Annotated in this window: 17 protein-coding genes and 1 tRNA gene; 5 read left to right on the forward strand and 13 right to left on the reverse strand. The window is 70.0% G+C overall.

The window, feature by feature from the left end:
• Positions 1-201 precede the first annotated feature (201 nt).
• The 5 genes from ACMTAK_RS13150 to ACMTAK_RS13170 all read right to left on the reverse strand — a co-directional run bounded on the left by ACMTAK_RS13150 (position 202) and on the right by ACMTAK_RS13170 (position 8,056).
• The gene (locus ACMTAK_RS13150) at positions 202-3,711 is read right to left on the reverse strand and encodes an indolepyruvate ferredoxin oxidoreductase family protein (RefSeq protein ID WP_413806399.1); all 3,510 of its coding nucleotides are present in this window, start codon (positions 3,709-3,711) and stop codon (positions 202-204) included.
• A 28-nt stretch (positions 3,712-3,739) separates the two neighbouring features.
• Positions 3,740-4,513: an RraA family protein gene (locus ACMTAK_RS13155; RefSeq protein ID WP_413806400.1), complete on the reverse strand. Its 774-nt coding sequence runs from the start codon at positions 4,511-4,513 to the stop codon at positions 3,740-3,742.
• Positions 4,510-5,121 carry a 3-isopropylmalate dehydratase small subunit gene (gene leuD, locus ACMTAK_RS13160; protein ID WP_413806401.1) on the reverse strand — a complete coding sequence of 204 codons (612 nt, stop codon included), beginning with the start codon at positions 5,119-5,121 and terminating at the stop codon, positions 4,510-4,512. The genes ACMTAK_RS13155 and leuD overlap by 4 nt, the downstream gene beginning before the upstream one ends.
• Entirely contained in the window at positions 5,118-6,524 is a 1,407-nt protein-coding gene (gene leuC, locus ACMTAK_RS13165) for a 3-isopropylmalate dehydratase large subunit (RefSeq protein WP_413806402.1), read from the reverse strand. The genes leuD and leuC overlap by 4 nt, the downstream gene beginning before the upstream one ends.
• Before the next feature lie 65 nt (positions 6,525-6,589).
• A complete protein-coding gene (locus ACMTAK_RS13170) occupies positions 6,590-8,056 on the reverse strand; it encodes an MFS transporter (protein ID WP_413806403.1) in 1,467 nt (488 codons plus the stop codon).
• A 258-nt stretch (positions 8,057-8,314) separates the two neighbouring features.
• On the opposite strand from ACMTAK_RS13170, the gene ACMTAK_RS13175 reads away from it, so the two are divergent.
• Complete coding sequence (locus ACMTAK_RS13175; RefSeq protein ID WP_413806404.1) at positions 8,315-8,971, forward strand: GntR family transcriptional regulator; 657 nt, start codon at positions 8,315-8,317, stop codon at positions 8,969-8,971.
• Here the strand turns inward: ACMTAK_RS13175 and ACMTAK_RS13180 are convergent.
• The 5 genes from ACMTAK_RS13180 to sucC all read right to left on the reverse strand — a co-directional run bounded on the left by ACMTAK_RS13180 (position 8,933) and on the right by sucC (position 13,824).
• The gene (locus tag ACMTAK_RS13180; protein ID WP_413806405.1) at positions 8,933-9,727 is read right to left on the reverse strand and encodes a hypothetical protein; all 795 of its coding nucleotides are present in this window, start codon (positions 9,725-9,727) and stop codon (positions 8,933-8,935) included. The two genes, ACMTAK_RS13175 and ACMTAK_RS13180, sit on opposite strands and share 39 nt — an antisense overlap.
• A 58-nt stretch (positions 9,728-9,785) precedes the next feature.
• Positions 9,786-9,870: transfer RNA gene (locus ACMTAK_RS13185), tRNA-Leu, on the reverse strand.
• 134 nt (positions 9,871-10,004) lie between these two features.
• Positions 10,005-11,549, reverse strand: a complete 1,545-nt coding sequence (locus ACMTAK_RS13190) for an aldehyde dehydrogenase family protein (protein WP_413806406.1) — start codon at positions 11,547-11,549, stop codon at positions 10,005-10,007.
• 177 nt (positions 11,550-11,726) lie between these two features.
• Positions 11,727-12,623 carry a succinate--CoA ligase subunit alpha gene (gene sucD / locus ACMTAK_RS13195; protein ID WP_413806407.1) on the reverse strand — a complete coding sequence of 299 codons (897 nt, stop codon included), beginning with the start codon at positions 12,621-12,623 and terminating at the stop codon, positions 11,727-11,729.
• A 13-nt stretch (positions 12,624-12,636) separates the two neighbouring features.
• Entirely contained in the window at positions 12,637-13,824 is a 1,188-nt protein-coding gene (sucC, locus tag ACMTAK_RS13200; RefSeq protein ID WP_413806408.1) for an ADP-forming succinate--CoA ligase subunit beta, read from the reverse strand.
• Between the two features lie 200 nt (positions 13,825-14,024).
• Here sucC and ACMTAK_RS13205 point away from each other — a divergent pair, with 200 nt between their 5' ends.
• From ACMTAK_RS13205 to ACMTAK_RS13220, 4 genes are all read left to right on the forward strand, one after another.
• A complete protein-coding gene (locus tag ACMTAK_RS13205; protein ID WP_413806409.1) occupies positions 14,025-15,707 on the forward strand; it encodes a thiamine pyrophosphate-binding protein in 1,683 nt (560 codons plus the stop codon).
• Between the two features lie 12 nt (positions 15,708-15,719).
• Positions 15,720-16,967: a formyl-CoA transferase gene (gene frc, locus ACMTAK_RS13210; RefSeq protein WP_413806410.1), complete on the forward strand. Its 1,248-nt coding sequence runs from the start codon at positions 15,720-15,722 to the stop codon at positions 16,965-16,967.
• Between the two features lie 2 nt (positions 16,968-16,969).
• Positions 16,970-19,105: an acetate--CoA ligase family protein gene (locus ACMTAK_RS13215; protein WP_413806411.1), complete on the forward strand. Its 2,136-nt coding sequence runs from the start codon at positions 16,970-16,972 to the stop codon at positions 19,103-19,105.
• A gap of 232 nt (positions 19,106-19,337) precedes the next feature.
• On the forward strand, positions 19,338-20,729 hold the full coding sequence (locus ACMTAK_RS13220; RefSeq protein ID WP_413806412.1) for an OFA family MFS transporter: 1,392 nt from the start codon (positions 19,338-19,340) through the stop codon (positions 20,727-20,729).
• A gap of 40 nt (positions 20,730-20,769) precedes the next feature.
• Here the strand turns inward: ACMTAK_RS13220 and ACMTAK_RS13225 are convergent, their stop codons facing one another.
• Genes ACMTAK_RS13225 through eboE form a run of 3 tightly spaced genes read right to left on the reverse strand, consistent with a single transcriptional unit; the run spans position 20,770 to position 24,418 of the window.
• Entirely contained in the window at positions 20,770-21,816 is a 1,047-nt protein-coding gene (locus ACMTAK_RS13225; RefSeq protein WP_413806413.1) for a sugar phosphate isomerase/epimerase family protein, read from the reverse strand.
• Complete coding sequence (locus tag ACMTAK_RS13230) at positions 21,813-23,243, reverse strand: nucleotide pyrophosphatase/phosphodiesterase family protein (protein ID WP_413806414.1); 1,431 nt, start codon at positions 23,241-23,243, stop codon at positions 21,813-21,815. Before ACMTAK_RS13230 ends, ACMTAK_RS13225 begins: the two co-directional genes overlap by 4 nt.
• Complete coding sequence (gene eboE, locus ACMTAK_RS13235; RefSeq protein WP_413806415.1) at positions 23,240-24,418, reverse strand: metabolite traffic protein EboE; 1,179 nt, start codon at positions 24,416-24,418, stop codon at positions 23,240-23,242. The genes ACMTAK_RS13230 and eboE overlap by 4 nt, the downstream gene beginning before the upstream one ends.
• Between the last annotated feature and the right edge of the window lie 7 nt (positions 24,419-24,425).

Below are 24,425 nucleotides of genomic sequence, written 5' to 3' on the forward strand. Positions count from 1 at the left end.
TTGACCATCACGGAGGCGACACCCGCGCACGCGTCTACGGACGATCACCGATGCAACGGTGTACGGCACGCGTGCGAGCTGGCGGCTGCACATGACCATGGACTACGCCCGCGAAGGCGACACGTGGTCCGTGATCCGCTGAGCCGCCATGACCTGGTGAGTCATGCCTTCGCCGGAAACCGGAGGTACCAGGCCCTTGGTTCACCGGTCCGGCGACCCGCTCGCCGTCCTGCCGAGTGTGTCGAGTCGGTGGCTCTCCCGGAACTCGTGGCGCAGCCGGGTGAGTTCCTCACGATAGCGGTGTACGTTCCGGACCTTGATCTGCTCGTAGCCCCGGACCATGTCGGGGAGGGAGGCGATTTTGGCGGCGGACGCCAGGGTGAGGGGGCTGAGCCGGGGCAGCAGTTCCTCGACCTCTCGCCGGTACTGCACGATGAGTTCGCGCTCCATACGGCGTACCGGGTGATAGCCGAAGACGTCCAACCGAGAGCTGCGGAGGCGCCGCGCGGCGTACAGCAGGCGGAACATCGGACGGGCCTTCGCGCCGAACGAGATCTTTCGCTTGAGCCCCATCGCGCGCAGCAACGGCGGGTGCAGTTTGACCTGATACGACGCGTCGGTGCCGAACTCGTGCCGGACGGAGGCGTCGAAAGTCTCGTCGAGGATGAGCCGGGCGACCTCGTACTCGTCCTTGTAGGCCATCAGCTTGTACAGGTAGGTCGCCACCGCCTCGGCCAGTTCGGTGGACCCCGGGACGGTGGCCTCTTCAGCGGTGCGCACCTTCTCCACGAAGGTGACGTACTCCCGCGCGTACGCCAGGTCCTGGTAGGCGACGAGTTCAGCGGTGCGACGCGCGACGAGTTCGGAGAGCCGTGAGCTGTCCGTCGCCCGCACCACGGACACCAGGCGTGCCACCTCACCGGAGGGAGTCGGTATGACGGCGGGCGGTGCGTCGTCCTGCGCGAGAACGGCCTGGAGGGTGTCTGGGTCTGCCACGGCCTGGCGTCCCCGGCGGAAGGCCTGGATGTTGGTGGCCGCCGCGGCGCCGTTGAGCGTGATGGCGTGCTCAAGTGCCTCCGCGGTGACGGGGAGCCGGCCGAGCTGGAACGCCGCGCCGACCAGGATCATGTTGGCGTACTGCTCGCTTCCGAAGAGCTCCTGGGCCAGGCGGTCGGCGTCGAGGGACACGGTGCGGGCCACCGTGCGGTCGACGGCGCTGCGGATGGCGCTCTGCTCGGCGAAGCGGATCGAGGTGTCGACGACCATGTGCCCGGTGGGGACCTGAGCGGTCGACAGCACGGCCACCGTCTTGTCGGCGGATGCCGCCTTGAGGTTGACCGGGTCGGTCCCGACGAGCGTGTCGCAGATCAGGTACAGGTCGCAGGAGCCGGCGCGGAGCTTGGAAGAGGCTTCTGACCGCGTGGCGGTGAACTTGAGGTCGGACACCACGGCGCCGCCCTTCTGGGCCAGGCCGGTCTGGTCGAGGCTGCGGACCGTGTGGCCGTCGAGGAACGCGGCGGTGGCGATGATCTGCGCGACGGTGACCACCCCGGTCCCGCCGATCCCGGTGACGCGCATCGTGAAGTCGTCGGGGTCGACCTGCACGGCGGCCTCGGGGATCGCGCCCGGCTCCAGGTCCGCGAAAGCCTTCCGCTCGGCCTTGACCGCGCCCGGCGTCACCGTCACGAACGAGGGGCAGTCCCCCGCGAGACATGAGTAGTCGAGGTTGCACGACGACTGGTGGATGCGGGTCTTGCGGCCGAACTCGGTCTCGACCGGGTGCACGGACATGCAGTTGGACTTCTCACCGCAGTCACCGCAGCCTTCACAGACGCGCTCGTTGATCACGACCCGCGTGGACGGTGTCGGGACGAGGCCGCGCTTGCGCTTGCGGCGCTTCTCGGCGGCGCACTCCTGGTCGTGCACGAGCACCGTCACGCCGGGCACCTTCGCGAGTTCCCGCTGAAGGGCGACGATGTCACCTCGTTCGTGGACCGCCACTCCCGCGGGCAGGCGTCGCCGCGGCACGCGATCCTCGTCCTCGGTCGTGATGACCACCTTGGACACGCCCTCGGCGAGCAGCAGCCGCGCCACCTGGTCCAGGGCCAGGGCTCCGGCCGGATCCTGCCCACCGGTCATCGCGACGGTGGAGTTGTAGAGCAGCTTGTAGGTGATGTTCTCCCCGGAGGCGACCGCGGCCCGGATCGCGAGGCTCCCGGAGTGGGTGAACGTGCCGTCACCGAGGTTCTGGATGAAGTGGTCCTCGGCCAGGAAGGGCGCCATGCCCAGCCACTGCGCCCCCTCACCGCCCATCTGGGTCAGGCCTGTGACGTCACCGGCCTGCTTCTCGTCCATGATCAGCACCATGCCGTGGCAGCCGATACCCGCGCCGACGAGCGTGTCCTCGGGAACCTTGGTGGAAGCGTTGTGCGGGCAGCCGGAACAGAAGTACGGCGTCCGGGTGAGAAGGGGCAGTGCGGTCCGGTTGGTGACCGGCCGGTGCCTCCAGGCCCGCGCCGACTCGATCCCGTGCACCTCGCCCAGCCGTCGGCCGAGGGCGCCGGCGACCTGATCGGTGTCGAGCTCCCCTACCGGGCTGACCAGCTCCCGCCCGTCGGGGTCCGTCTTGCCGATCACGAGCGGTGCCCGCGGGACGCCGTACAGGATCTCCTTGATCGCGTTCTCCAGGAAGGGGCGTTTCTCCTCTACGACGATCACCTCGTCGAGTCCCTCGCTGAACTCTTTGATCATCTGGGGGTCGATCGGCCAGATCATGCCGATCTTCAGCAGGCGGATGCCGTATCGGGTCAGTGCGGCGTCGTCGAGCCCCAGTGCGTCCAGCGCCTCACGGACGTCGAGGTACGTCTTGCCGGCGGCCACGATGCCGATACGGTCCCCGGACGACCGGGCGACGACACGGTCGAGCCGGTTGAGCCGGGCGTACTCGAACGCCCTCGGCAGGCGCTCGGAGAACATGCTCCGCTCCAGCCGGAGCAGGTTCCCGCCGACCAACTTGGCGTCGGGGTGAAACGTGCTCTCGGGCAGGTCCCCGTACCTGGGCAGGACGCGCTCGGGGTGGACGGTCGCCGTGCACGAGCCGTCAGCCACCGCGGTCACGATCTTCAGTCCCGACCACAGGCCGGTGAAACGGGACAGATACGGCGCGTGGAGGCCGAAGTCCAGCACCTCCTGGGCGTCTGCGGGGTACAGGGTCGGGATCGAGAGGTCGGCCAGGGCCAGCTCGGAGGAGCAGGCCAGCGACGAGGACTTGCCCGCGGGGTCGTCACCGACGATCGCCACGGCGCCGCCGCGGGGATCGGTGCCGATCAGGTTGGCATGGCGGATCGCGTCGGAGGCGCGGTCGAGGCCGGGTGACTTGCCGTACCAATAGCCGGTCACCCCGTCGTGCGTCAACGTGCCGACATGCGAGGCCAGTTGCGAGCCCATCACCGACGTGGCGGCGAGTTCCTCGTTGACGCCGGGCCGGTGCACCACGGTGAACTCGTCCAGCATCTTCTTGCGCCGGGCCAGTTCGAGGTCGAATCCGGCCAGCGGCGAGCCCTCGTATCCCGAGATGAACGACGCGGTGGACCGGCCGTCGCGTCGATCGAGCCTCGCACGGTCACGGACCGTCCGAACCAGTGCCTGGATGCCCGAGAGGTAGATGGCTCCTTCGTCGAGCCGGTACCGGTCGTCCAAGGAGACGTTCATGTGCTCACCTTCGAAGCTGGGGGCGGGGTCATTCGGGGGTGTGCCGGGTGCTGGTGCGCCGCACGAGTTCCTCGACGTCGGCACTGGAGCGGATGGCGTCGACGAGAGCGTCCTCCGCGGCCTGAGCGGTGACGCAGGCATCGGCGACGGCCGGCAGGTGCTCGAACGGCACCACGCAGACTCCGTCGGCGTCCGCGACGATGTAGTCGCCCGGCCGGACGGACACACCGGCCACGCTCACCACGTCGTTGATCGCCACGGTGTCCACGCGGTGGCGGGCCGCCCGTGGGGACCGGTTCGCGCTCCAGACCGGCAGACCGGTGCCGACGATCGTCGCGGTGTCGCGCACGGCTCCGTCGACGAGGCAGCCGGCCAGACCGGCCTTCAGCGCCCATTCCGCCGAAAGCCCGCCCAGCAGTGCCCAGTCACGGTTGCCGCCGCAGTCGACGACCGCCACATCCCCGGGACGGGCCACTCCGTAGAGGTCACGGTCGCCGACGACCAGCCGGCTCCTGGCGGACCGGACGACCGCGGGATCGGCGTTCGCCCGGACGTACCGCAGGGTGACGGCGGGACCGCAGACCCGCATGTCCGGCGCCAGGGGCGCCAACGCGTCGGTGGTCAGCACAGCCCCGACGCCGAGCTCGTCGAGGGCGTCGGCCACGGCCGAGGCCAGGTCCGGGAGGGCCAGGAGCTTCGCGGCTTCGGCGGTGTCGTGTCGCGGTACGTCCACCGTCCTGATCCGGTCGTCGGGCACTCGCCCGGTCAGTCTGCGGCGAACGATGTCTGGAACGGCGGTCATGTCACGGCCTCCGGTCCGCGGGCCTTCGGCAGCGAAGGGCGGCGGCGAGCTTCGTACGCGGAGATGTCGTCGCTGTGCCGCAGCGTCAGCTCGATCTCGTCGACGCCGTTCATGACACGCCATCGGAAGTCGTCCGGGTACTCGAACGCGAATCGGTGGTCGTTGACGGAGACGATCCGGCCTTCGAGGTCGACGGTCAGGGGGACCTGCGGCTCGGCCTCGACCTGCTCCCACAGCGCTTCGATCGCGGGCTCGGGCAGGGTGGCCGCCACCAGCCCGTTGTTGGCGGCGTTGCCGCGGAAGATGTCGCCGAAGCGCGGGGACAGGATGACGTGGAAGCCGTAGTCGACCAGGGCCCATACGGCCCACTCACGGGATGAGCCGGTCCCGAAGTCCGGACCGGTGACGAGGATCGAGGCGCCCTCGTAGTCGGGCCTGTTGAGCACGAAGTCCGGCTCCTTGCGCCACTCGCCCATGAGGGCCGCGGCGTGCCCGGTCCTCGTCAGGCTGCCGCCGAGCGCGAGTTGCGCGGGGTAGATCTGGTCGGTGTCGACGTTGGACCTGCGAAGAGGCACAGCCGTGCCGACATGGGTGCGCAGCGGCTTCACCTGCGGTTCTCCAGATCGTTCGGTTCGGCGAGGCGGCCCAGTACGGCGCTGGCCGCCGCCACGGAGGGCGAGACGACATGCGTGCGCACACCTGGCCCCTGACGCCCTTCGAAATTGCGGTTGTTCGTCGATGCCGTGCGTTGCCCGGCGGCGAGGCGTTCGCCGTTGACGGACACGCACATCGAGCAGCCCGGACTGCGCAGCTGGACGCCCGCCGCCTCGAACGTGCGGTCGAGTCCCTCCTCGACGGCCTGGCGACGCACTCCCTCCGAGCCGGGTACCAGATAGACCGACACGTCCGGAGCGACCCGCCGGCCCTTCCAGACCTCGGCGACCTTCCTGAGGTCCTCGATGCGGCCGTTGGTGCACGACCCGATGAACACCGCGTCGATCGGCACCCTCTTCATCGGCGTCCCGGGCGTCAGGTCCATGTAGGCGACCGCCCGCTCCGCGGCGAGCCGCTCGACCGGATCGGCGAACTCCGACGGCGAGGGAACGACCTCGGCCAACCCCACGGTCTGGGACGGGTTCGTGCCCCAGGTCACGTGCGGCGAGAGCGTGGAGGCATCGAGACGGACCTCCTTGTCGAAGACCGCGTCCTCGTCGCTGACGAACGTCTTCCAGTACTCCACCTCATCGTCGAAGGCCGCCCCCTGGGGAACGTGCGGCCGACCGCGGAGGTACTCGAAGGTCACGTCGTCCGCTGTCACGAGCCCGGCCCGTGCGCCGGCCTCGATGCTCATGTTGCACAAGGTCATCCGGGCCTCCATGGACATCGACCGGATGGCCTGTCCCTGGTACTCGATGACGTGCCCCTGGCCTCCGGCTGTGCCGGTCCGGCGGATCATGGCCAGTACGAGGTCCTTCGCGCTCACACCGGGCGGCAGCACACCGTCGACGGTGACCCGCATGTTCTTCATCCGCCGCATCGGCAGGGTCTGTGTCGCCAGTACGTGCTCCACCTGACTCGTCCCGATTCCAAAGGCCAGCGCGCCCATGGCCCCGTGCGTCGTGGTGTGCGAGTCGCAGCAGACAATCGTCGTCCCCGGCTGGGAAAGTCCCAGCTCCGGTCCGATCACATGCGCGATGCCCCGGGATTCGTGACCGAGGCTGAACAACTCGATGCCGAAGTCATGGCAGTTACGTCGCATATGGGTCAGGTACCTCTCGGCGACACCGCCGGAGATGTCCGCGCCGCCGACCGTGGGTGTGACGTGGTCTTCGGTTCCGAGGGTGAGTTCAGGTCGGCGGACCCTACGGTTCTGCTCTCGCAGACCGGCGAACGCCTGTGGCGTGTTGGCCTCGTGCAGGAGGTGGAGATCGATGTAGACGAGATCCTGTCCGTCATCGTTCGACCGGACGATGTGCGTGTTCCAGATCTTGTCGGCCGCCGTTTGGGCCATCTGCCGTCAGTCCTTTCATGTGAGCCCGGATACCACAGCCGCTGAGCCGGGATGCCACAGCCGCGTCAGGACCGGTCGGGAGCCACATCGATTCCGGCGCGGGCCACCTCGGCCGCGGGCCGCGGTACGGAATCGGCCGACGTCCCCTCTCCGCTCCCCGTCACGTCCTCCAAGCTCAGGCCGTTCGTTCGCGGACCCAGAATCGCCAGATCGAGGCACGTGATCGTGATGATCGCGGCGGCCGCCGCGAAGACCTCGACAGGTCCGAAGCGGTCAAGGATGGCCAGCGCACCGAACGGAAGCAGTCCCGCCGTGAGCCGCGAGAACGAGTACGCCACCCCGCCGGCGGTGCTGCGCACCTGCGTGGGGAACAGTTCGGCCTGGTAGACGTGCCATGCGCTCGAGACGACGCTGTTGCAGATGGTGATCGTCACACCGGCGATGACGATGACCGCGCTGTTGGTCGAGCTGCCGAAGACGATGCCGGCCACACCGATGAGCGAAAGCCCGCCGATCACCAGGAACTTTCTTTCCACGCGCTCGACCAACGGCACCGCGAGCAGGGCACCGACCGGTGCGCCGATGAACGACAGCGCCGTGAAGAGCAGCGAGTCCGGGATGTCGTATCCCTTGCTCACCAGGATCAGGGTCGCCAGCGACGCGAAGCCGTACTGGCCCACGGTCTGGGTGATCTGGAAGATCCACATCATCACGGTGCGCCTCACGTAGGGCGGGCGGAACATCGCGCTGAACGGGATCTTCTTCACCGGCCGATAGACGACGCCCTGGACTTCGGGCAACTTGCGGCCGGTCTGCGACTCCACCGTCCGCTCCACCTCGGCGATGATCGCCTCCGCTTCCTGTGGACGGTTGCGCTCGGCGAGCCACCGGGGGGACTCGGGGAGGTTGCGGCGCAGCCAGAACACCAGCAGTCCTCCCATGCCACCGCCGACCAGCATCCAGCGCCAGCCGTCCATCAGGAAATGGACCTTGACGATGAGCATGCCGCCGAAGCCCGCGACGACCGGTGCGGCGAGGAAGCCGATCGCGTAGGCGACCGCGATCAGGCGACCGCGGGCCTTTCCCGGCAGGAACTCGCTCAGGTACGTATCGAGGAGGATGAGCTCCGCGGCGAGGAACACGCCGGAGACGACACGCAGAGCTACGAGCACCTCGATGTTGACCGCGAAGGCCGAGGCGAGCGCGAGCAGCGAATACGCGGCGAGGTTGTAGGTGAACATCTGCCGCCGCCCGAAGCGGTCGCTGGCCATCCCGAGGAAGATCGCGCCGAAGACCATCCCGAAGAACGGCGCCCCCACGAGCAGGGGCTTGGTGTACGAGGTCAGGTGCCACGGCTCCTCCAGCACACTGCCGAGGACACCGCTCATGTAGATCTCGTAGGAATCGAAGAAGGCCGCGAGGCCCACCAGCAGAACGAGCTTCCAGTGCCATCGGGACACCGGGAGGCGATCGAGCCTCGCGGCGATCTGGAGCGGCCCGGAACGAGACAGGTCGGGTGTCGGATTTGTCATCGTGCGGCGTCCCTTCCGCAGAGTGATGCACCTGACTCGCCTGCTGCGGAGTAGCTGGGTACACGACCACTGCTTCTCACTCGAAAGGCCAGCTGAAGAGCCTGATATATCTGAGGTACTCTATGGATGTTCGCCGAGTATGCTGGTGGGCTGAATCGCTGTCAAGAACGTGGTACTTTTCAGCTCGGCAGGATTTGTCGGCTCGTCGGGCGAGAGGCGAGGCACACACCAGTGAGCAGCAGAGACAAAGGATCTTCGATGGGCGCGGCGCGCGACATGCGCCTGTCGCTGACCGAGCGTACGCATGCCCTCCTCAAGGAGGACATCCTCAAGGCCCGCCGACGTCCGGAGAGTCTGCTCATCGAGCAGGAGCTCGCCGAGGAGTACGGGGTCTCCAAGACGCCCATCCGGGAGGCACTGCGGCTTCTCGCCCACGAGGGCTGGGTCATGGTCCTGCCCCGCAAGGGCTACCTGGTGCGCTCTCTTCGGTTCGAGGACGTGCGTGAGGTCTTCGCCCTGCGCCAGATGATCGAGCCGACGCTGGTGGTCGAGGCCGCCAAGCGCAGCACTCCCGAGCAACTCGACGCCCTGGAACGCCACATCGACGACCAAGAGGCGGCGACCGACACGGAGGCCGCTCTGAACGCGGCAACAGCCTTCCACGTCGACATCGCCACACTCTCCGGAAACCGGCGCGCCGAACGCATGATGGTCAACCTGGGCGACGAGGTCCGCCGAATGCACTACCTCGTGCCCAGCCTCCGCAACAGGCTCACGGAGGAAGCCGAGATCAAGGACCACCGGGACCTTGTGGCAGCCATGAGACGCCTCGACATCGAGCAGGCCTACGAGATCATGGACCGGCACTCCCAGGAATCACTGCGGCAGAAACTCCAAGGTCTGACCACCATCTGATCGACCTGTGGATGTCTGCATCATCCCCATCACTGCCCGGTGCCGGAAACCGTGCGGGCCGTCAGGAGTGGCGCCCGCCTCGGCAAGCCGCAGAGGGCGCGGCCCTTCGCCGCAGGCACGCCGTCCACCGCCGGCGCGCCCGCGTCCGCCGCGCGGCACGTGGTGCGCCCCCGTCACGGGTACGCGTTCAAGGGCCTGCTGGTCCACGGCGCCTGCGGACGCCGCATGCAGGGCAACTGGGCTCACGACCAGGCGTACTACCGGCGCCGGTTCCCGCGCGAGTACGCCGTGGCCGACAAGGTCGACCACCCCCTCAACGCCTACCTGCGCGAGACCGACCTGTGCGATCCCCTGGATGCCTGGCTCTCGCAGGCGTTCACTCCGGCGCGCATCGAGCACTCGCTCACCGCGCTGGAGCAGGCCCAGCCGACCACGGACGCCGAGACCGAGCCCCTGCGGCGCGCTCTGGCCGAGTGCGACCGCAAGCTCGCCCGGCATCGCGCCCTCCTCGAAGCCGGAGCCGACCCCGCGCTCGTGGCCACATGGAGCCGGGAGGTCCAAGCCGAGCGGGCCGCGAGCGCCGCCAAACTGGCGCAGGCCGAGAACCGGCGGGGAACTCACCGGCGGATGAGCCGCGAGGAGATCCGCGGCCTGGTCGACGCTCTCGGCGGGCTGCTGTCCGTGCTGCACCAGGCTGAACCCGCTGACAAGGCCGAGGTCTACCGGCAGCTCGGGCTGCGGCTGACGTATGACCATGAAACGCAAACGGTGCTGGCCGAAACCCGGCCAGCACCGACTATGTGCGTAGTGAACGTGTCCGAGGGGGGACTTGAACCCCCACGCCCGATAAAGGGCACTAGCACCTCAAGCTAGCGCGTCTGCCATTCCGCCACCCGGACCAGGTGTGCTCCGCGGCTCGGCCGCGGCGACATGGACCACGATACCAAGGTTTCGGAGTGCGTTTCACCTGCGTATGCCCGGCGCCCGCCCCCGCGCCGACCTGGTGGGACGCGGGGGTGGGCACGGAGGGTGGTCAGTGCGGCATCAGGTGGTAGTCGGGGAAGTTGCCGGGGAGGCGCTCGTTGGCCGGGCCCTCGGTGACGGCGCGGACCAGGAGGTCGCCGCCGACGAAGGCGCCGCGCCAGGAGGCGCCGAAGCCGCCGAAGAGCTCGTCGCGGTCGCCGCGGGAGCGGGGCTTGCCGTGGCCGGTCTTGAAGGCGCGGATCTGGGGGGCCAGGCGGTCGTAGGTGTCGGGGTCGTCGCAGGAGAGGGTGGCGACGAGGGCGCCGTTGCTGGCGTTCATGGCGGCGAGCAGTTCGGCCTCGGTGTCGACCAGGACGAGGGTGTCGACCGGGCCGAAGGGCTCGGCGTGGTGGAGCGGGGAGGTCGAGGGCGGATTGAGGAGGGTGACGGGGGCCGCGTAGGCGGAGAGGTCCTGGCCGGGGAGGAAGTGGCCGTCGGCCAGGTCGCCGCGGTGGAGGGGGACGGCGCCGCGGTCGATGGCCTCGGACACCTGGTCGGCGAGCTCCTTGGCCTTGGCCGCGTTGATCAGGGGGCCGAAGTCCAGGTCGGGGAGGTGGCCGGCGGGGCCCTCCACGGCCAGGGGGTGGCCCACGCGGATGGAGCGCGCCGCCGGGAGGTAGACGGAGAGGAAGGCGTCGAAGGACGAGCGCTGGACGACGAAGCGCGGATAGGCGGTGCAGCGCTGCTTGCCGTAGTCGAAGGTCTTGCGGATCAGCGGGGCGAGGGTGTCCCAGTCGGTGAAGTTCCAGATGCCCCAGGCGTTGAGTCCTTCCTGCTCCAGGATGTGGCGCTTGCCGAGGTCGGCGACGGCGGTGGCCACCCGGGCGCCGGTGTCGCGGCCGCCGACGAAGGAGACGCAGCCGATCTCGGGCGAGCGGACCAGGGCCTCGGAGAGCTCACCGCCACTGCCGCTGAGGAGGGTGACCGGGATGCCCTCGCGGGCGGCGAGCGCGCAGGCGAGGGTGAGGCAGGCCAGCCCGCCGTCGGTGGGCGTCTTGGCGATGACGGCGTTGCCGGCCAGCGCCTGGACGAGCATGGCGTGGGCGAGGACGCTCATCGGGTAGTTCCAGCTGGCGATGTTGGAGACCGGGCCGGGCAGCGGGGTGCGGCCCTCGGCCATGCGGTCGATCTCGCCGACGTACCAGCGGACGCCGTCGATGGCCCGGTCCACATCGGCCTGGGCCAGCCGCCAGGGCTTGCCGATCTCCCAGACCAGCAGCAGGGCGAGCAGCTCGCGGTGTTCGCAGAGCGCGTCGAGGGTGGCGGACACCCGCGCCCGGCGCTCCGGGAGGGCGATGTGACGCCAGCCGCGGTGCTGGTCCAGGGAGGCGCGTACGGCCTGGTGGGCGGTGGTGGCGTCCAGCCGTGGCGGGCCCGCGATCGGGGTGCCGTCCACGGGGGTGGTGGCGGGGAGGGCCCGGCCGTCGCGGTGCCAGGTGCCGTCCCAGAGGTTGAGGACTCGGTCGTCCTGGAACGCCTCGGGGGCGACGGCCAGGCAGCGCTGCCAGGCGTCGCCCCAGGCGGTTCCGGGCTTGAGGGTGAGGGTGGGTGCCATCGGTGATCTCCGCTCTCGTTGCACAGGCGGGGCGGGATGTGGCGGGCCGTACGGCGGGGCTCCCCGTACGGCATGGGTATGGCATGGGTGTGCGTACGGCATGGGTGTGGCTACGGGGAGGAAGGTAGTGGCACGGAGCGTGACCGTGACCCGGTCGCGGACCCGGTATGGCTCACATCACGCGAGGTTGCCGGGTGTTTCGGCCAGAAGGGCCAATACCAGTCCGGCGGTCTCGGTGGGGGTCGCTCCCACCCTCACGCCCGCCGCCTCCAGCGCCGCCTTCTTGGCCGCCGCGGTGCCCGAGGAGCCGGAGACGATGGCGCCCGCGTGGCCCATCGTCCTGCCCTCGGGGGCGGTGAAGCCCGCGATGTAACCGACGACCGGTTTGGTGACACGGTCGGCGATGTACCGCGCGGCCCGCTCCTCCGCGTCGCCGCCGATCTCTCCGATCATCACGATCAGGTCGGTCTCGGGGTCGGCCTCGAAGGCGGCCAGGGCGTCGATGTGAGTGGTGCCGATGACCGGGTCGCCGCCGATTCCCACGCAGGTGGAGAAGCCGATGTCCCGCAGCTCGTACATGAGTTGATAGGTGAGGGTGCCGGACTTGGACACCAGCCCGATCCGGCCCGGCTTGGTGATGTCGGCGGGGATGATCCCGGCGTTGGACTGGCCCGGGGAGATCAGCCCGGGGCAGTTCGGGCCGATGACCCGGGTGGCGCGGGCCCGGGCGTACGCCTGGAAGGCGACCGCGTCATGGACCGGGATGCCCTCGGTGATGACGACGGCGAGCGGGATCCGGGCGTCGGCGGCCTCGGTGACGGCGGCCTCGGCGTGGGGCGGCGGGACGAAGAGGACGCTCACGTCGGCGCCGGTGGTGTCCATGGCTTCGCGCACGGAGCCGAAGACGGGGACCGTACGGCCGTCGATGTCGACCCGGGTCCCGGCCTTGCGCGGATTGACACCGCCGACCACATCGGTGCCCGCGGCGAGCATCCGCCGAGTGTGTTTCATGCCTTCCGCGCCGGTCATGCCCTGGACGATGACCTTGCTGTCCTTGGTGAGGAAGATGGCCATGCGAGGAGCCCCCTTATGCGGCTGAGGTGTCGGACGCGCCGGACGCGCCGGACTCGGCGGTCGCGGCAGACGCGGCAGACGCGGCGAGTTCGGCGGCGCGCGCGGCGGCGCCGTCCATGGTGTCGGCCTGGTGGACGAGTGGATGAGCCAATTGGCCAAGGATGGCCCGGCCACGTGCGGCGTTGTTGCCGTCGAGCCGGACCACCAGCGGTTTGGTGAGGGTCACGGTGTCCAGGGCGCGCACGATGCCGTCGGCCACCGCGTCACAGGCGGTGATGCCACCGAAGACATTGACCAGGACGGAGCGCACCTCCGGGTCGTCGAGGACGAGGGAGAGACCGTCGGCCATCACCTGGGCGGAGGCGCCGCCGCCGATGTCGAGGAAGTCGGCGGGGCGCGCGCCACAGCCCGCGACGACGTCCAGGGTGGACATCACCAGCCCCGCGCCGTTGCCGATCACGCCCACCTGGCCGTCGAGTTTGACGTAGCCGAGCCCGGCGGCCGCGGCCCGGGCCTCCAGCGGGTCCCGGGCGCGGTCGTCGGCGGCGTCCCATGACGGCTGCCGGAAGCGGGCGTTGTCGTCCAGGGTGACCTTTCCGTCCAGGGCCACGATGGCGCCGTCGCGGGTCACCACCAGCGGGTTGACCTCCACAAGGAGGGCGTCGTGCGCGGTCAGGACGGTCCACAGCCGGCGGATGGTCTCGGTCGTCTCGCGCGGCAGTCCCCCGGCGACGGCGATCTCGGCGGCCTTGGCCTCGGTCACCCCCTCGGCCGGGTCGACGGCGATCCGGGCCACCGCCTCGGGGCGGCGCGCCGCGACCTCCTCGATCTCCATACCGCCCTCGGCGGAGGCGATGGCCAGGAAGCGGCCCGCGGTCCGGTCCAGGGTGAAGCCGAGGTACAGCTCCCGCGCCACCTCGACGGGTTCGGCCACCATCACCCGGTGGACGGTGTGGCCCTTGATGTCCATGCCGAGGATCCGGCGTGCGGTCAGCTCAGCCGCGGCCGGGTCGTCGGCGAGCTTCACCCCGCCCGCCTTGCCCCGGCCCCCGGTCTTCACCTGGGCCTTGATGACGACGCGTCCGCCGAGCCGTTCGGCGGCCGCGCGGGCGGCTTCGGCCGTGGCCACGACCTCCGCCCCCGGCACCAAGACACCGTTGTCATGAAGGAGTTCCCGTGCCTGATGTTCGTACAGGTCCATTGCCAGCTCCCGGTGCTCCCTGATGGGCCGTCAACAGCGCTTGATCCAGCGCTGTATGGAACGAGTGGCGTACGCCCCCTGGACATCGCTCGGCCGATGGTGGGATAACAAAGTTCATACAGGATAACGTCGACTGTATGCAATCCAGCTAATTCACCTGCGAGGCAGCACCGAACCCCTACGAAGGGACGCGATTCGCCATGCCCGACGACAGTCAGGACCTCATCTCCGGCGGGCACTTGGTCGCCAAAGCACTCAAGGCAGAAGGCGTCGAGGTCATCTACACCCTCTGCGGCGGCCACATCATCGACATCTACGACGGCTGCGTCGACGAGGGCATCGATGTCATCGACGTACGCCATGAACAGGTCGCCGCCCACGCCGCCGACGGCTACGCCCGGATCACCGGCAAGCCCGGCTGTGCCGTCGTCACCGCAGGACCCGGCACCACCGACGCGGTCACCGGCGTCGCCAACGCCTTCCGCGCCGAGTCACCCATGCTGCTCATCGGCGGCCAGGGCGCCCACAACCAGCACAAGATGGGCTCCCTCCAAGACCTTCCGCACGTGGACATGATGGCGCCGATCACCAAGTTCGCCGCGACCGTCCCGGACACCGCCCGCGCCGCCGACATGGTTTCCATGGCCTTCCGCGAGTGCTTCCACGGCGCCCCCGGCCCCTCCTTCCTGGAGATCCCGCGCGATGTGCTGGACGCCAAGGTGCCGGTGGACAAGGCGCGCGTCCCGCAGGCCGGGCACTACCGCGCCTCCACCCGCAGCGCCGGCGACCCCGAGTCCGTCCAGAAGCTGGCCGATCTGCTGGTCCAGGCCGAGAAGCCGGCGATCCTGCTGGGCAGTCAGGTGTGGACCACCCGCGCCACCGGTGCGGCCACCGAGCTGGTGCGCACCCTGAACGTGCCCGCGTACATGAACGGCGCGGGGCGCGGCACCCTGCCGCCCGGCGATCCGCACCACTTCCAGCTCTCCCGCCGCTACGCGTTCTCCAATGCCGACCTCATCGTCATCGTCGGCACGCCCTTCGACTTCAGGATGGGCTACGGCAAGCGGCTCTCCCCCGACGCCACCGTGGTCCAGATCGACCTCGACTACCGCACGGTCGGCAAGAACCGGGACATCGACCTCGGCATCGTCGGCGACGCGGGACTGATCCTCTCCGCCGTCACCCAGGCCGCCTCGGGCCGCATCAATGGCGGCGCGGGCAAGCGCAAGGAGTGGCTGGACGAGCTGCGCGCGGCCGAGCAGGCGGCGATCGAGAAGCGGCTGCCCAACCTCCGGTCGGACGCCTCCCCCATCCACCCCTACCGCCTGGTCAGCGAGATCAACGACTTCCTCACCGAGGACTCGATCTACATCGGCGACGGCGGCGACATCGTCACCTTCTCCGGACAGGTGATCCAGCCCAAGTCGCCCGGCCACTGGATGGACCCGGGCCCGCTGGGGACGCTCGGCGTCGGGGTGCCGTTCGTGATGGCCGCCAAACAGGCCCGCCCCGACAAGGAGGTGGTGGCGCTCTTCGGCGACGGCGCGTTCTCCCTGACCGGCTGGGACTTCGAGACGCTGGTCCGTTTCGAGCTGCCGTTCGTCGGCATCGTCGGCAACAACTCCTCGATGAACCAGATCCGTTACGGCCAGAAGGCCAAGTACGGCGAGGAGCGGGAGCGGGTCGGCAACACCCTCGGCGATGTGCCCTACGACCAGTTCGCGCGGATGCTCGGCGGCCACGGCGAGGAGGTCCGCGACCCGGCGGACATCGGCCCGGCGCTGCGCCGCGCCCGGGAGTCCGGCAAGCCGTCGCTGATCAACGTCTGGGTGGACCCGGACGCCTACGCCCCCGGAACCATGAACCAGACCATGTACAAGTAGGGAGGTGCCACCATGTCCCAGGCACTCGAGGCCAATCAGGCTCTGTCGGGCATCCGCGTCCTCGACATGACGCATGTGCAGTCCGGTCCCTCCGCCACTCAGCTGCTCGCCTGGCTCGGCGCGGATGTGATCAAGCTGGAGAACGTCACCGGCGACATCACCCGCAAGCAGCTGCGCGACCTCCCGGACGTGGACTCGCTCTACTTCACGATGCTCAACTGCAACAAGCGGAGCATCACCCTGAACACCAAGAGCGAGCGCGGCAAGGAGCTCCTGACCGAGCTGATCCGCCGCAGCGACGTCCTGGTGGAGAACTTCGGTCCGGGCGCGGTGGACCGCATGGGGTTCTCCTGGGAGCGCATCCAGGAGATCAACCCCCGGCTGGTCTACGCCTCGATCAAGGGGTTCGGCGACGGCCCGTACACCAAGTTCAAGGCGTACGAGGTGGTCGCGCAGGCCATGGGCGGGTCGATGTCCACGACCGGCTTCGAGGACGGCCCGCCGCTGGCCACCGGCGCCCAGATCGGCGACTCCGGCACCGGGGTGCACTGTGTGGCGGGCATCCTCGCCGCGCTCTACCAGCGCACCCAGACCGGACGCGGCCAGCGGGTCAACGTGGCGATGCAGCACGCGGTGCTCAACCTGTGCCGGGTGAAGCTGCGCGACCAGCAGCGGCTGACCCACGGCCCGCTCGCCGAGTACCCGAACGAGGACTTCGGCGACGAGGTGCCGCGCAGCGGCAACGCCAGCGGCGGCGGCCAGCCCGGATGGGCGGTCAAGTGCGCGCCCGGCGGGCCCAACGACTACGTCTACGTCATCGTGCAGCCGGTCGGCTGGGAGCCGATCACCCGGCTGATCGGCCGCCCCGAGCTGGCCGATGACCCGGAGTGGGCCTCGCCCGAGGCGCGGCTGCCGAAGCTGGCCAAGATGTTCCAGCTGATCGAGGAGTGGTCCAGCACGCTGCCGAAGTGGGAGGTGCTGGAGCAGCTCACGGCGCACAACATCCCGTGCGGGCCGATCCTGTCCACCAAGGAGATCGTCGAGGACGCGTCGCTCGCGGCCAACGAGATGATCGTCGAGGTCGACCACCCCGAGCGCGGCTCCTTCACCACGGTCGGCTCCCCGCTGAAGCTCTCCGACTCCCCGGTCCGGGTCGAGCGCTCCCCGCTGCTGGGTGAGCACAACGAAGAGGTGTACGTCGGGGAGCTGGGGCTCGGCGACGAGGAAGTGCGACTGCTCAAGACGAACGGAGTGATCTGACGGTGACGTATGACAACGATGCCGTGCGCGCGGTGCTGGACGCCGCCCGCGCCGAGGGGCGCACGGCGCTGACCGCCCCCGAGGGGAAACGGATCACCGACGCGTACTCCATCCCGACCCCGGCCGAGGGACTGGCGGAGACCGCCGACGAGGCGGTGGCGCTCGCCGACCGGATCGGCTTCCCCGTCGTCCTCAAGATCGTGTCCCCGGACATCCTGCACAAGACCGACGCGGGCGGGGTCCGGGTGGGGCTGACGTCCTGCGCCGAGGTGCGGAGCGCGTTCACCACGATCGTCGACAACGCCCGTGGCTACGACGCGAAGGCCCGGATCCAGGGCGTCCAGGTGCAGCAGATGATCCCGGACGGCGGGCAGGAGGTCATCGTCGGCGCCGTCACCGACCCCACCTTCGGGAAGGTGGTGGCGTTCGGGCTCGGCGGGGTGCTGGTGGAGGTGCTGAAGGACATCACCTTCCGGCTGGCCCCGGCGACCGAGGACGAGGCGCTGTCGATGCTGGACGGGATCCGCGCCGCCGAGGTGCTGCGCGGGGTGCGCGGCGGCGAGGCGGTGGACCGCGCGGCGCTCGCCGATCTGATCGTGCGGGTCTCCCGGCTGGTGGCGGACTTCCCCGAGATCACCGAGGTGGACCTCAACCCGGTGTTCGCGACCGCGAGCGGGGTGCTCGCCGCCGATGTGCGGCTGCTGATCGGGGATCCGGCCCCGCACACGCGCCGCCGCTACTCGCGCGAGGAGATCCTGGGCTCGATGCGCCGGCTGATGCAGCCGCGCTCGGTGGCGGTGGTGGGCGCCTCCAACGAGCAGGGGAAGATCGGCAATTCGGTGATGCGCAACCTCATCGACGGCGGCTTCCCCGGCGAGATCCACCCGGTGAACCCCAAGGCCGACGACATCCTGGGCCGCAAGGCCTACAAGACCGTCACGGACGTCCCCGGCGAGGTGGATGTGGCGGTCTTCGCGATCCCCGCGAAGTTCGTGCCCGCCGCGCTGGAGGAGGTCGGCCGCAAGGGCATCCCGAACGCGGTGCTGATCCCGTCCGGCTTCGCCGAGACCGGTGAACACGAGCTCCAGGACCGGATCGTGGCCATCGCCGAGGAACACGGGGTGCGCCTGCTGGGGCCCAACATCTACGGCTACTACTCCACCTGGCAGGATCTGTGCGCCACGTTCTGCACCCCGTACGACGTCAAGGGGCCGGTGGCGCTCACCTCGCAGTCCGGTGGCATCGGGATGGCCATCCTCGGCTTCGCCCGGACGACGAAGACCGGTGTCTCGGCCATCGTCGGCCTCGGCAACAAGTCGGACCTGGACGAGGACGACCTGCTGACCTGGTTCGGTGAGGACGACCGCACCCAGTGCATCGCGATGCACCTGGAAGACCTCAAGGACGGCCGGGCCTTCGTGGAGGCGGCACGGGCCACGGTGCCCCGGAAGCCGGTGGTGGTCCTCAAGGCGGGCCGTACGGCGGCGGGTGCCAAGGCCGCCGGGTCCCACACCGGCGCGCTGGCCGGGGACGACGCGGTCTACGACGACATCCTGCGGCAGGCCGGGGTGATCCGGGCGCCGGGCCTCAATGAGATGCTGGAGTACGCGCGGGCGCTGCCCGTGCTGCCCGCACCCCAGGGTGACAACGTCGTCATCATCACCGGCGCCGGGGGCTCGGGGGTGCTGCTGTCGGACGCGATCGTCGACAACGGGCTGTCCCTGATGGAGATCCCCGAGGATCTGGACGCCGCCTTCCGCCGCTTCATCCCGCCGTTCGGCGCGGCCGGGAACCCGGTGGACATCACCGGCGGCGAACCGCCGTCCACCTACGAGGCGACCATCCGGCTGGGCCTGGAGGATCCGCGGATCCACGCCCTGGTCCTGGGCTACTGGCACACCATCGTCACCCCGCCGATGGTGTTCGCCGAGCTGACCGCGCGGGTCGTCGAGGAGTTCCGCGCCCGGGGCATCGCCAAACCGGTGGTGGCCTCGCTCGCGGGCGACACCGAGGTCGAGGAGGCGTGCGCGTACCTCTTCGAGCGCGGGGTCGTGGCCTATCCGTACACCACCGAGAAGCCGGTGGCCGTCCTGGGCGCCAAGTACCGCTGGGCCAGGTCGGCGGGGTTGCTCACCTAAGCGCTCGGCTGGAAGTGCCCCGACCTGCCGTCGATCGTCTGCGGCGGCACCGTCGTGGCCGGCCGCGCCCGCGTGGCGGAGCCGCACATCGACACGGCCCCGCGCCCCAATCGGGGCGCCACCGAACTGCAGCCGACTTCCACCGATCCGCTTAAGCAACCCGCGTTTCCCGGAGCACGAAGAGTTTGGACAGGGGGCGCTGGCCGGGTTCCTTCGAAGCCAAGGGGACGACATGAGCACAGCAGAACAGCCGGAAGGGGTCCTCCCCTTCCGTGAGGTGCGGGACAGCAAGGGACGTACGTATCGCATCGGCGAGACCGACCGCGACATCCTGGGCCACAGCCGGAAGCTGATGGTCTATCTGCCGTGGATCGCGATGATGGCCATCAGCGTGTCCGAGTACGCGTACGGCTCGGCGGAGGACACGCTCTCGGAGGCACACGGCTGGACCCAGAGCAACACCTTCTGGATCCTCAGCGTCTGGGTGTTCTTCCAGGCGGGCATCGCCTTCCCGGCCGGATGGCTGCGGGAGAAGGGGATCCTGACCGCCCGCAGGGCGATGTTCCTGGGTGCGGGGCTGTGTCTGATCGGCTTCCTGGCCCTCTCCCATCTCGACAACGTCTTCGCGGCGATCGTCGGCTTCGGTGTCATCGGCGGGCTCGGCTCCGGGTTCGTCTACGCCACCTGCATCAATATGGTGGGCAAGTGGTTCCCGGAGCGGCGCGGTGCGAAGACGGGGTTCGTCAACGGAGGGTTCGCCTACGGGGCGCTGCCGTTCATCTTCATCTTCAACTACTGGTTCGACACCGGGAACTTCGACGAGGTCCTGGACCTCATCGGGGTCTATGTGCTGATCATCGTGGCGATCTGCGCCTGGTTCTTCAAGGACCCGCCGAAGAACTGGTGGCCCGCCGACATCGACCCGCTGAGCTACGCCGGCAACGCCAAGAGCGCGGCGAGCCTGGCGAAGAACCCGCCGGCGGTGCGGCAGTACACGCCCAAGGAGGCGATCAGGACTGGGATGCTGCCGCTGATGTGGGTGTCCCTGGTGCTCACCGCGGGAGTGTCCATATTCGGCATCTCCTTCCAGGTCGACTACGCCAAGGAGGTGGGCTTCGGCCCGCTGGTGGCGGCCTCGTCCATGGGCATCATGTCCGTCGTCAACGGTGTCGGACGCGGGGTGGTCGGCTGGCTGTCGGACCTGTGGGGGCGGAAGACGACGCTGATCTTCGTCATCGTGGTGCTGGGCCTCGCCCAGTTCGGGGTGATCTGGGCCGGCAACATCCACAACGAGGTGCTGTTCCTCTTCTTCGCCTTCCTCTCCGGATTCGGCGGCGGCGCCTTCTACCCGATGTTCGCGGCGCTGACCCCGGACTACTTCGGGGAGAACTACAACGCCACCAACTACGGCCTGGTGTACAGCGGAAAGCTGATCAGCGGGCTGTTCGGCGGCGGCCTCGGCTCGATGGTGGTCGACTCCTGGGGCTACGACGGCGCGTACGCGCTCGCCGGAGGCATCTCCATGGTGGCGGCCGCGGTGGCCCTGCTGCTGCGGCAGCCCGGCCGGCCGCGGATCCGGGGCATCGCCCCGAACCCGCAGCCGATCAGCCGCGAGGCCGTCTAGCGCCGCGAGGCCGTCTGGCCCGGCCGCGGAAGACCCTCGCTCAGCCCCGTCCGCCGCAGCGCAACGACCGCAGATAGCGGGCGGAGCGGCGGGCGGTGGTGAGCGAATCGGCGGGCTGGTCGTGCTCCACCATCCAGTGGTGGTCACGCCGCCCGCCATGGGTCTTGCCCACCGCGCTCAGGAAGCGGCGGTAGTCGATGTCACCGTCCCCGACGTCCACCATCCGGTAGCCGTCGGGGACGGTTTCGTCGTGCTCCCCGTCCTTCACGTGGAAGAGCGGATAGCGGTGCGGGGCCCGCAGGACGTAGGTCAGCGGCTCGAAGGGCGCCGGGGAGCCGTCGGCCTTCCTTCCGAAGCGGTACTGGGCCACATACGCCCAGTAGATGTCCATCTCCAGATGGACCAGCTCGGGGTCGGTCTCGGCGAGCAGCACGTCGTAGAGGCGGACGTCCGGCCGGTCGGTGGCGAAGGAGAACTCCTCGGCGTGATTGTGCTGGTAGAACTTCATCCCGCGCGCCTTGGCCGCCGCGCCGTAGGTGTTGAACTCCTCAGCGCAGCGCTTCCAGCCGTCGACCGTGGAGCCGTAGCGCCAGGGCCCGGAGGCGGTGCCCACATGCGGGAGGCCGAGCGCCTCGGCGTCGTCGAGCACCTGGGTGAGGTTGGTGGCGAAGGTGTACGCCTTCGGGTCGTCGGAGTAGTAGCCGACGTGGCTGCCGATACCGCGCAGCCCGTTGTCCCGCATCAGCCGCCGCAGCTGCTTGAGGGTGATGTCGCCGGTGCCCTGGGTGTATCCGGCGAACTCCACCTGGTCGTAGCCGTACCGGGCCAGTTCCGCGAAGACACCGGCGAAGCCGATGGACTGCACCTGGTCGCGGAGGGTGTAGAGCTGGATGCCGAGGTGGCCGCGGGGCACCAGCGGGCCGCCCAGGCCGTTCTGGGCCGACGCGGCGGCGGTGGTGCCCGTCTGGGCGGCCGCGGCGGTGCCGGTGCCGAGCAGACCGGCGGCCGTGGCGCCCGCGGCGACGCCGAGGAATCTGCGGCGGCGGAGGGTCTCGGCGAGTTCGGGGTTGTCCTGGGCCCTCTTCACGGGGTGTCTCCTTCGGTTGCGTTCGTCAGGCCGGCGAGGCTGAGGAGCAGGTTCTTGACGTCGGTGGCGGCCACTTGGCCGCTCACCGCGCCGGGCTGGGAGCAGAGGAGGACGGGGCCGTCCTCCTCGCGGTCCGGGAGGCGGCCGTGGCTGCCGCGCACCGGGGACGGATCGAGCGGGACGACGGCCATGCGGTAGCGCATCCCCGTCTTCTTGCGGGCCAGCGCGGTGGCGGCCCGCACCCGCACATAGGGGTCCTTGGGGTCCATGAACAGCTCGGCCGGGTCGTAGCCGGGCTTGCGGTGGATCTCCACCAGCTGGGCGAAGTCGGGGGCGCGGGCGTCGTCGAGCCAGTAGTAGTACGTGAACCACGCGTCCGGCGCGGCCACCGCGACCAGCTCCCCGGAGCGGGGGTGGTCCAGGCCGTGGGCCTTCTTGCCCTCGTCGTCGAGGAGTTCGGCGATGCCGGGCAGCCCGGCCAGGGCGGCGCGGGTGGCGTCCAGGTCCTCCGCGCGGCGCACATACACATGGGCGAGCTGGTGGTCGGCGACCGCGAAGGCCCGGGAGGCGCCGGGGTCCAGGTACTCCATGCCGTCCTGGGTGTGCACCTCCAGCAGCCCGGCGCGGCGCAGCGCCCGGTTGATGTCCACCGGCCGGGAGACCCGGGTGATGCCGTACTCGGACAGCGCCACGACGGTACGGCCACGGGCGGTGGCGTCGTCGAGCAGCGGGCCGAGGGCGGAGTCGAGCTCGGCGGCGGCGGAGTGGGCGCGGGGGTCGTCCGGGCCGTACCGCTGGAGGTCGTAGTCCAGGTGCGGAAGGTAGGTCAATACCAGATCGGTGGGGCTGGTGCGCAGGATGTGGCGGGTGGCGTCGATGATCCACTGCGAGGAGACCAGATCGGCGCCCGGCCCCCAGAAGTGGAAGAGGGGGAAGGTGCCGAGCTTCGCGGTGAGTTCGTCGTGCAGGGCGGGGGGCCGGGTGTAGCAGTCCGGCTCCTTGCGGCCGTCGGCGTAGTAGACGGGGCGCGGGGTGACGGTGATGTCGGTGTCCGAGCCCATCGCGTACCACCAGCAGACGTTGGCCACGGTGTAGCCCGGGTGGGCGCGGCGGGCGGCGTCCCACAGCCTGTCGCCGCCGACCAGCCCGTTGTGCTGCCGCCACAGCAGCACCTCGCCCATCTCGCGGAAGTACCAGCCGTTGCCGACGATGCCGTGCTCGGCGGGGGTGGTGCCGGTGAGGAACGTCGACTGGGCGGCGCAGGTGACGGCGGGCAGCACGGTGCCCAGCGCGGCGCGGGAGCCGGAGCGGGCGAGGGCCTGGAGGCGGGGCATGTGGTCCAGCAGCCGGGGGGTGAGCCCGACCACGTCGAGGACGAGGAGGGGAGTGGGGCCGGTCCCGTCGCTCCGGTGGCTCGGGTCGCTCATGGCAGCTCCTTGAGGCCGAGGTCGGTCAGCAGGTCGCGGGCGAGGGCGAGTTCGGCGGCGATGCCGTCGGCGAGCCGGTCGCGGGTGCGCGGGCGCAGCTCGGGCGGGAGCGCCTGCCAGGTGTAGGTCTCCACTTCGAGGTGGCGGGTCAGCGGGGCGGGCCCGCCGACGAGACGGGCCAGGGCGTCGGCGAGCACCGGGAGGGTGGAGGTGAGCGGGGGCTCGGGCGGGGCGTGCAGCGGGACGTGGAAGTGGGATCGCCAGGGCGCGGTGTCCGCCAGCCCGCCGCCGAGCGCCTGGTCGAGGTCGTCGGTGCCGGTGACGCCGCCCTCGGGGGCCCGGGTGCGGGTCTGGTGGAGGAAGCGGGGCTCGGCGAAGGCCGCGAGGGCCTTCCGTACGGCGGGCCGCCCCGGGTCCTCGGCGTGCAGCGCGGCGGACAGCTGCGCCTTGACGACCGGGACCCCGGCGGCGGTGAGCGCGTCTGTGGCCGTGTCCGGATCCTCGAACTGCGTCGCCAGATGGCAGGTGTCCAGGCAGATCCCGATGCGGTCCAGGGGCGGGCCGCCGGGCGCGGTCAGCGCCTCGATGGCCTGCTCGGTGGTCTCCACGGTGCAGCCGGGCTCGGGCTCCAGGCCGATGCGGACGGACCGGCCGGTGAGCTCCTGGATGGCGTCGAGCCGCTGGGCGAGGGTGGTGAGGTGGCGGCGGGCGGTGCGGGCGGCGTCGGCGTCGAAGGGGGCGCGCCAGGCGAGCGGCAGGGTGGAGACGGAGCCGTCGGTGATGTCGTCCGGGAGCAGCGCGGCCAGCAGCCGGGCCAGGTGGGTGGTGTGCTCCAGCCGCTCCGGGTCGGTCCAGTCGGGCTTGTAGACGCGGTACTTGACCTCCTGGGCGCCGAACCCCTCGTATGGGAAGCCGTTGAGGGTGACCACCTCCAGGCCGCGGTTGTCCAGCGCGGTGCGCAGCCTGCGCAGTTCGGCGGGGTCGGCGCTCAGGGTGCGGGCGGCGTCGCGGGCCAGCCACAGGCCGATGCCGAGCCGGTCGCGGCCGAGGCGGCGGCGTACCGGTTCGCAGTGCAGCCGGAGCTGCTCCACGACGCCGTCGAGGTCTTCCGCGGGGTGGACGTTGGTGCAGTAGGCGAGGTGGACGGTGGAGCCGTCGGGGTGGCGGAAGCGCATGGGGTCC

This window comes from Streptomyces lacaronensis (genome assembly GCF_047337785.1).
GTDB classification, from domain to species: domain Bacteria; phylum Actinomycetota; class Actinomycetes; order Streptomycetales; family Streptomycetaceae; genus Streptomyces; species Streptomyces lycopersici.

What these genes read in the sequence shown, in the direction of transcription:
- ACMTAK_RS13150 (WP_413806399.1), bottom strand. Translation starts at nt 3,711, where the DNA reads ATGAACGTCTCCTTGGACGACCGGTACCGGCTCGACGAAGGAGCCATC.
- ACMTAK_RS13155 (WP_413806400.1), bottom strand. Translation starts at nt 4,513, where the DNA reads ATGACCGCCGTTCCAGACATCGTTCGCCGCAGACTGACCGGGCGAGTG.
- leuC (WP_413806402.1), bottom strand. Translation starts at nt 6,524, where the DNA reads ATGGCCCAAACGGCGGCCGACAAGATCTGGAACACGCACATCGTCCGG.
- ACMTAK_RS13170 (WP_413806403.1), bottom strand. Translation starts at nt 8,056, where the DNA reads ATGACAAATCCGACACCCGACCTGTCTCGTTCCGGGCCGCTCCAGATC.
- ACMTAK_RS13175 (WP_413806404.1), top strand. Translation starts at nt 8,315, where the DNA reads ATGGGCGCGGCGCGCGACATGCGCCTGTCGCTGACCGAGCGTACGCAT.
- ACMTAK_RS13180 (WP_413806405.1), bottom strand. Translation starts at nt 9,727, where the DNA reads ATGGTCATACGTCAGCCGCAGCCCGAGCTGCCGGTAGACCTCGGCCTT.
- ACMTAK_RS13190 (WP_413806406.1), bottom strand. Translation starts at nt 11,549, where the DNA reads ATGGCACCCACCCTCACCCTCAAGCCCGGAACCGCCTGGGGCGACGCC.
- sucD (WP_413806407.1), bottom strand. Translation starts at nt 12,623, where the DNA reads ATGGCCATCTTCCTCACCAAGGACAGCAAGGTCATCGTCCAGGGCATG.
- sucC (WP_413806408.1), bottom strand. Translation starts at nt 13,824, where the DNA reads ATGGACCTGTACGAACATCAGGCACGGGAACTCCTTCATGACAACGGT.
- ACMTAK_RS13205 (WP_413806409.1), top strand. Translation starts at nt 14,025, where the DNA reads ATGCCCGACGACAGTCAGGACCTCATCTCCGGCGGGCACTTGGTCGCC.
- frc (WP_413806410.1), top strand. Translation starts at nt 15,720, where the DNA reads ATGTCCCAGGCACTCGAGGCCAATCAGGCTCTGTCGGGCATCCGCGTC.
- ACMTAK_RS13220 (WP_413806412.1), top strand. Translation starts at nt 19,338, where the DNA reads ATGAGCACAGCAGAACAGCCGGAAGGGGTCCTCCCCTTCCGTGAGGTG.
- ACMTAK_RS13230 (WP_413806414.1), bottom strand. Translation starts at nt 23,243, where the DNA reads ATGAGCGACCCGAGCCACCGGAGCGACGGGACCGGCCCCACTCCCCTC.
- eboE (WP_413806415.1), bottom strand. Translation starts at nt 24,418, where the DNA reads ATGCGCTTCCGCCACCCCGACGGCTCCACCGTCCACCTCGCCTACTGC.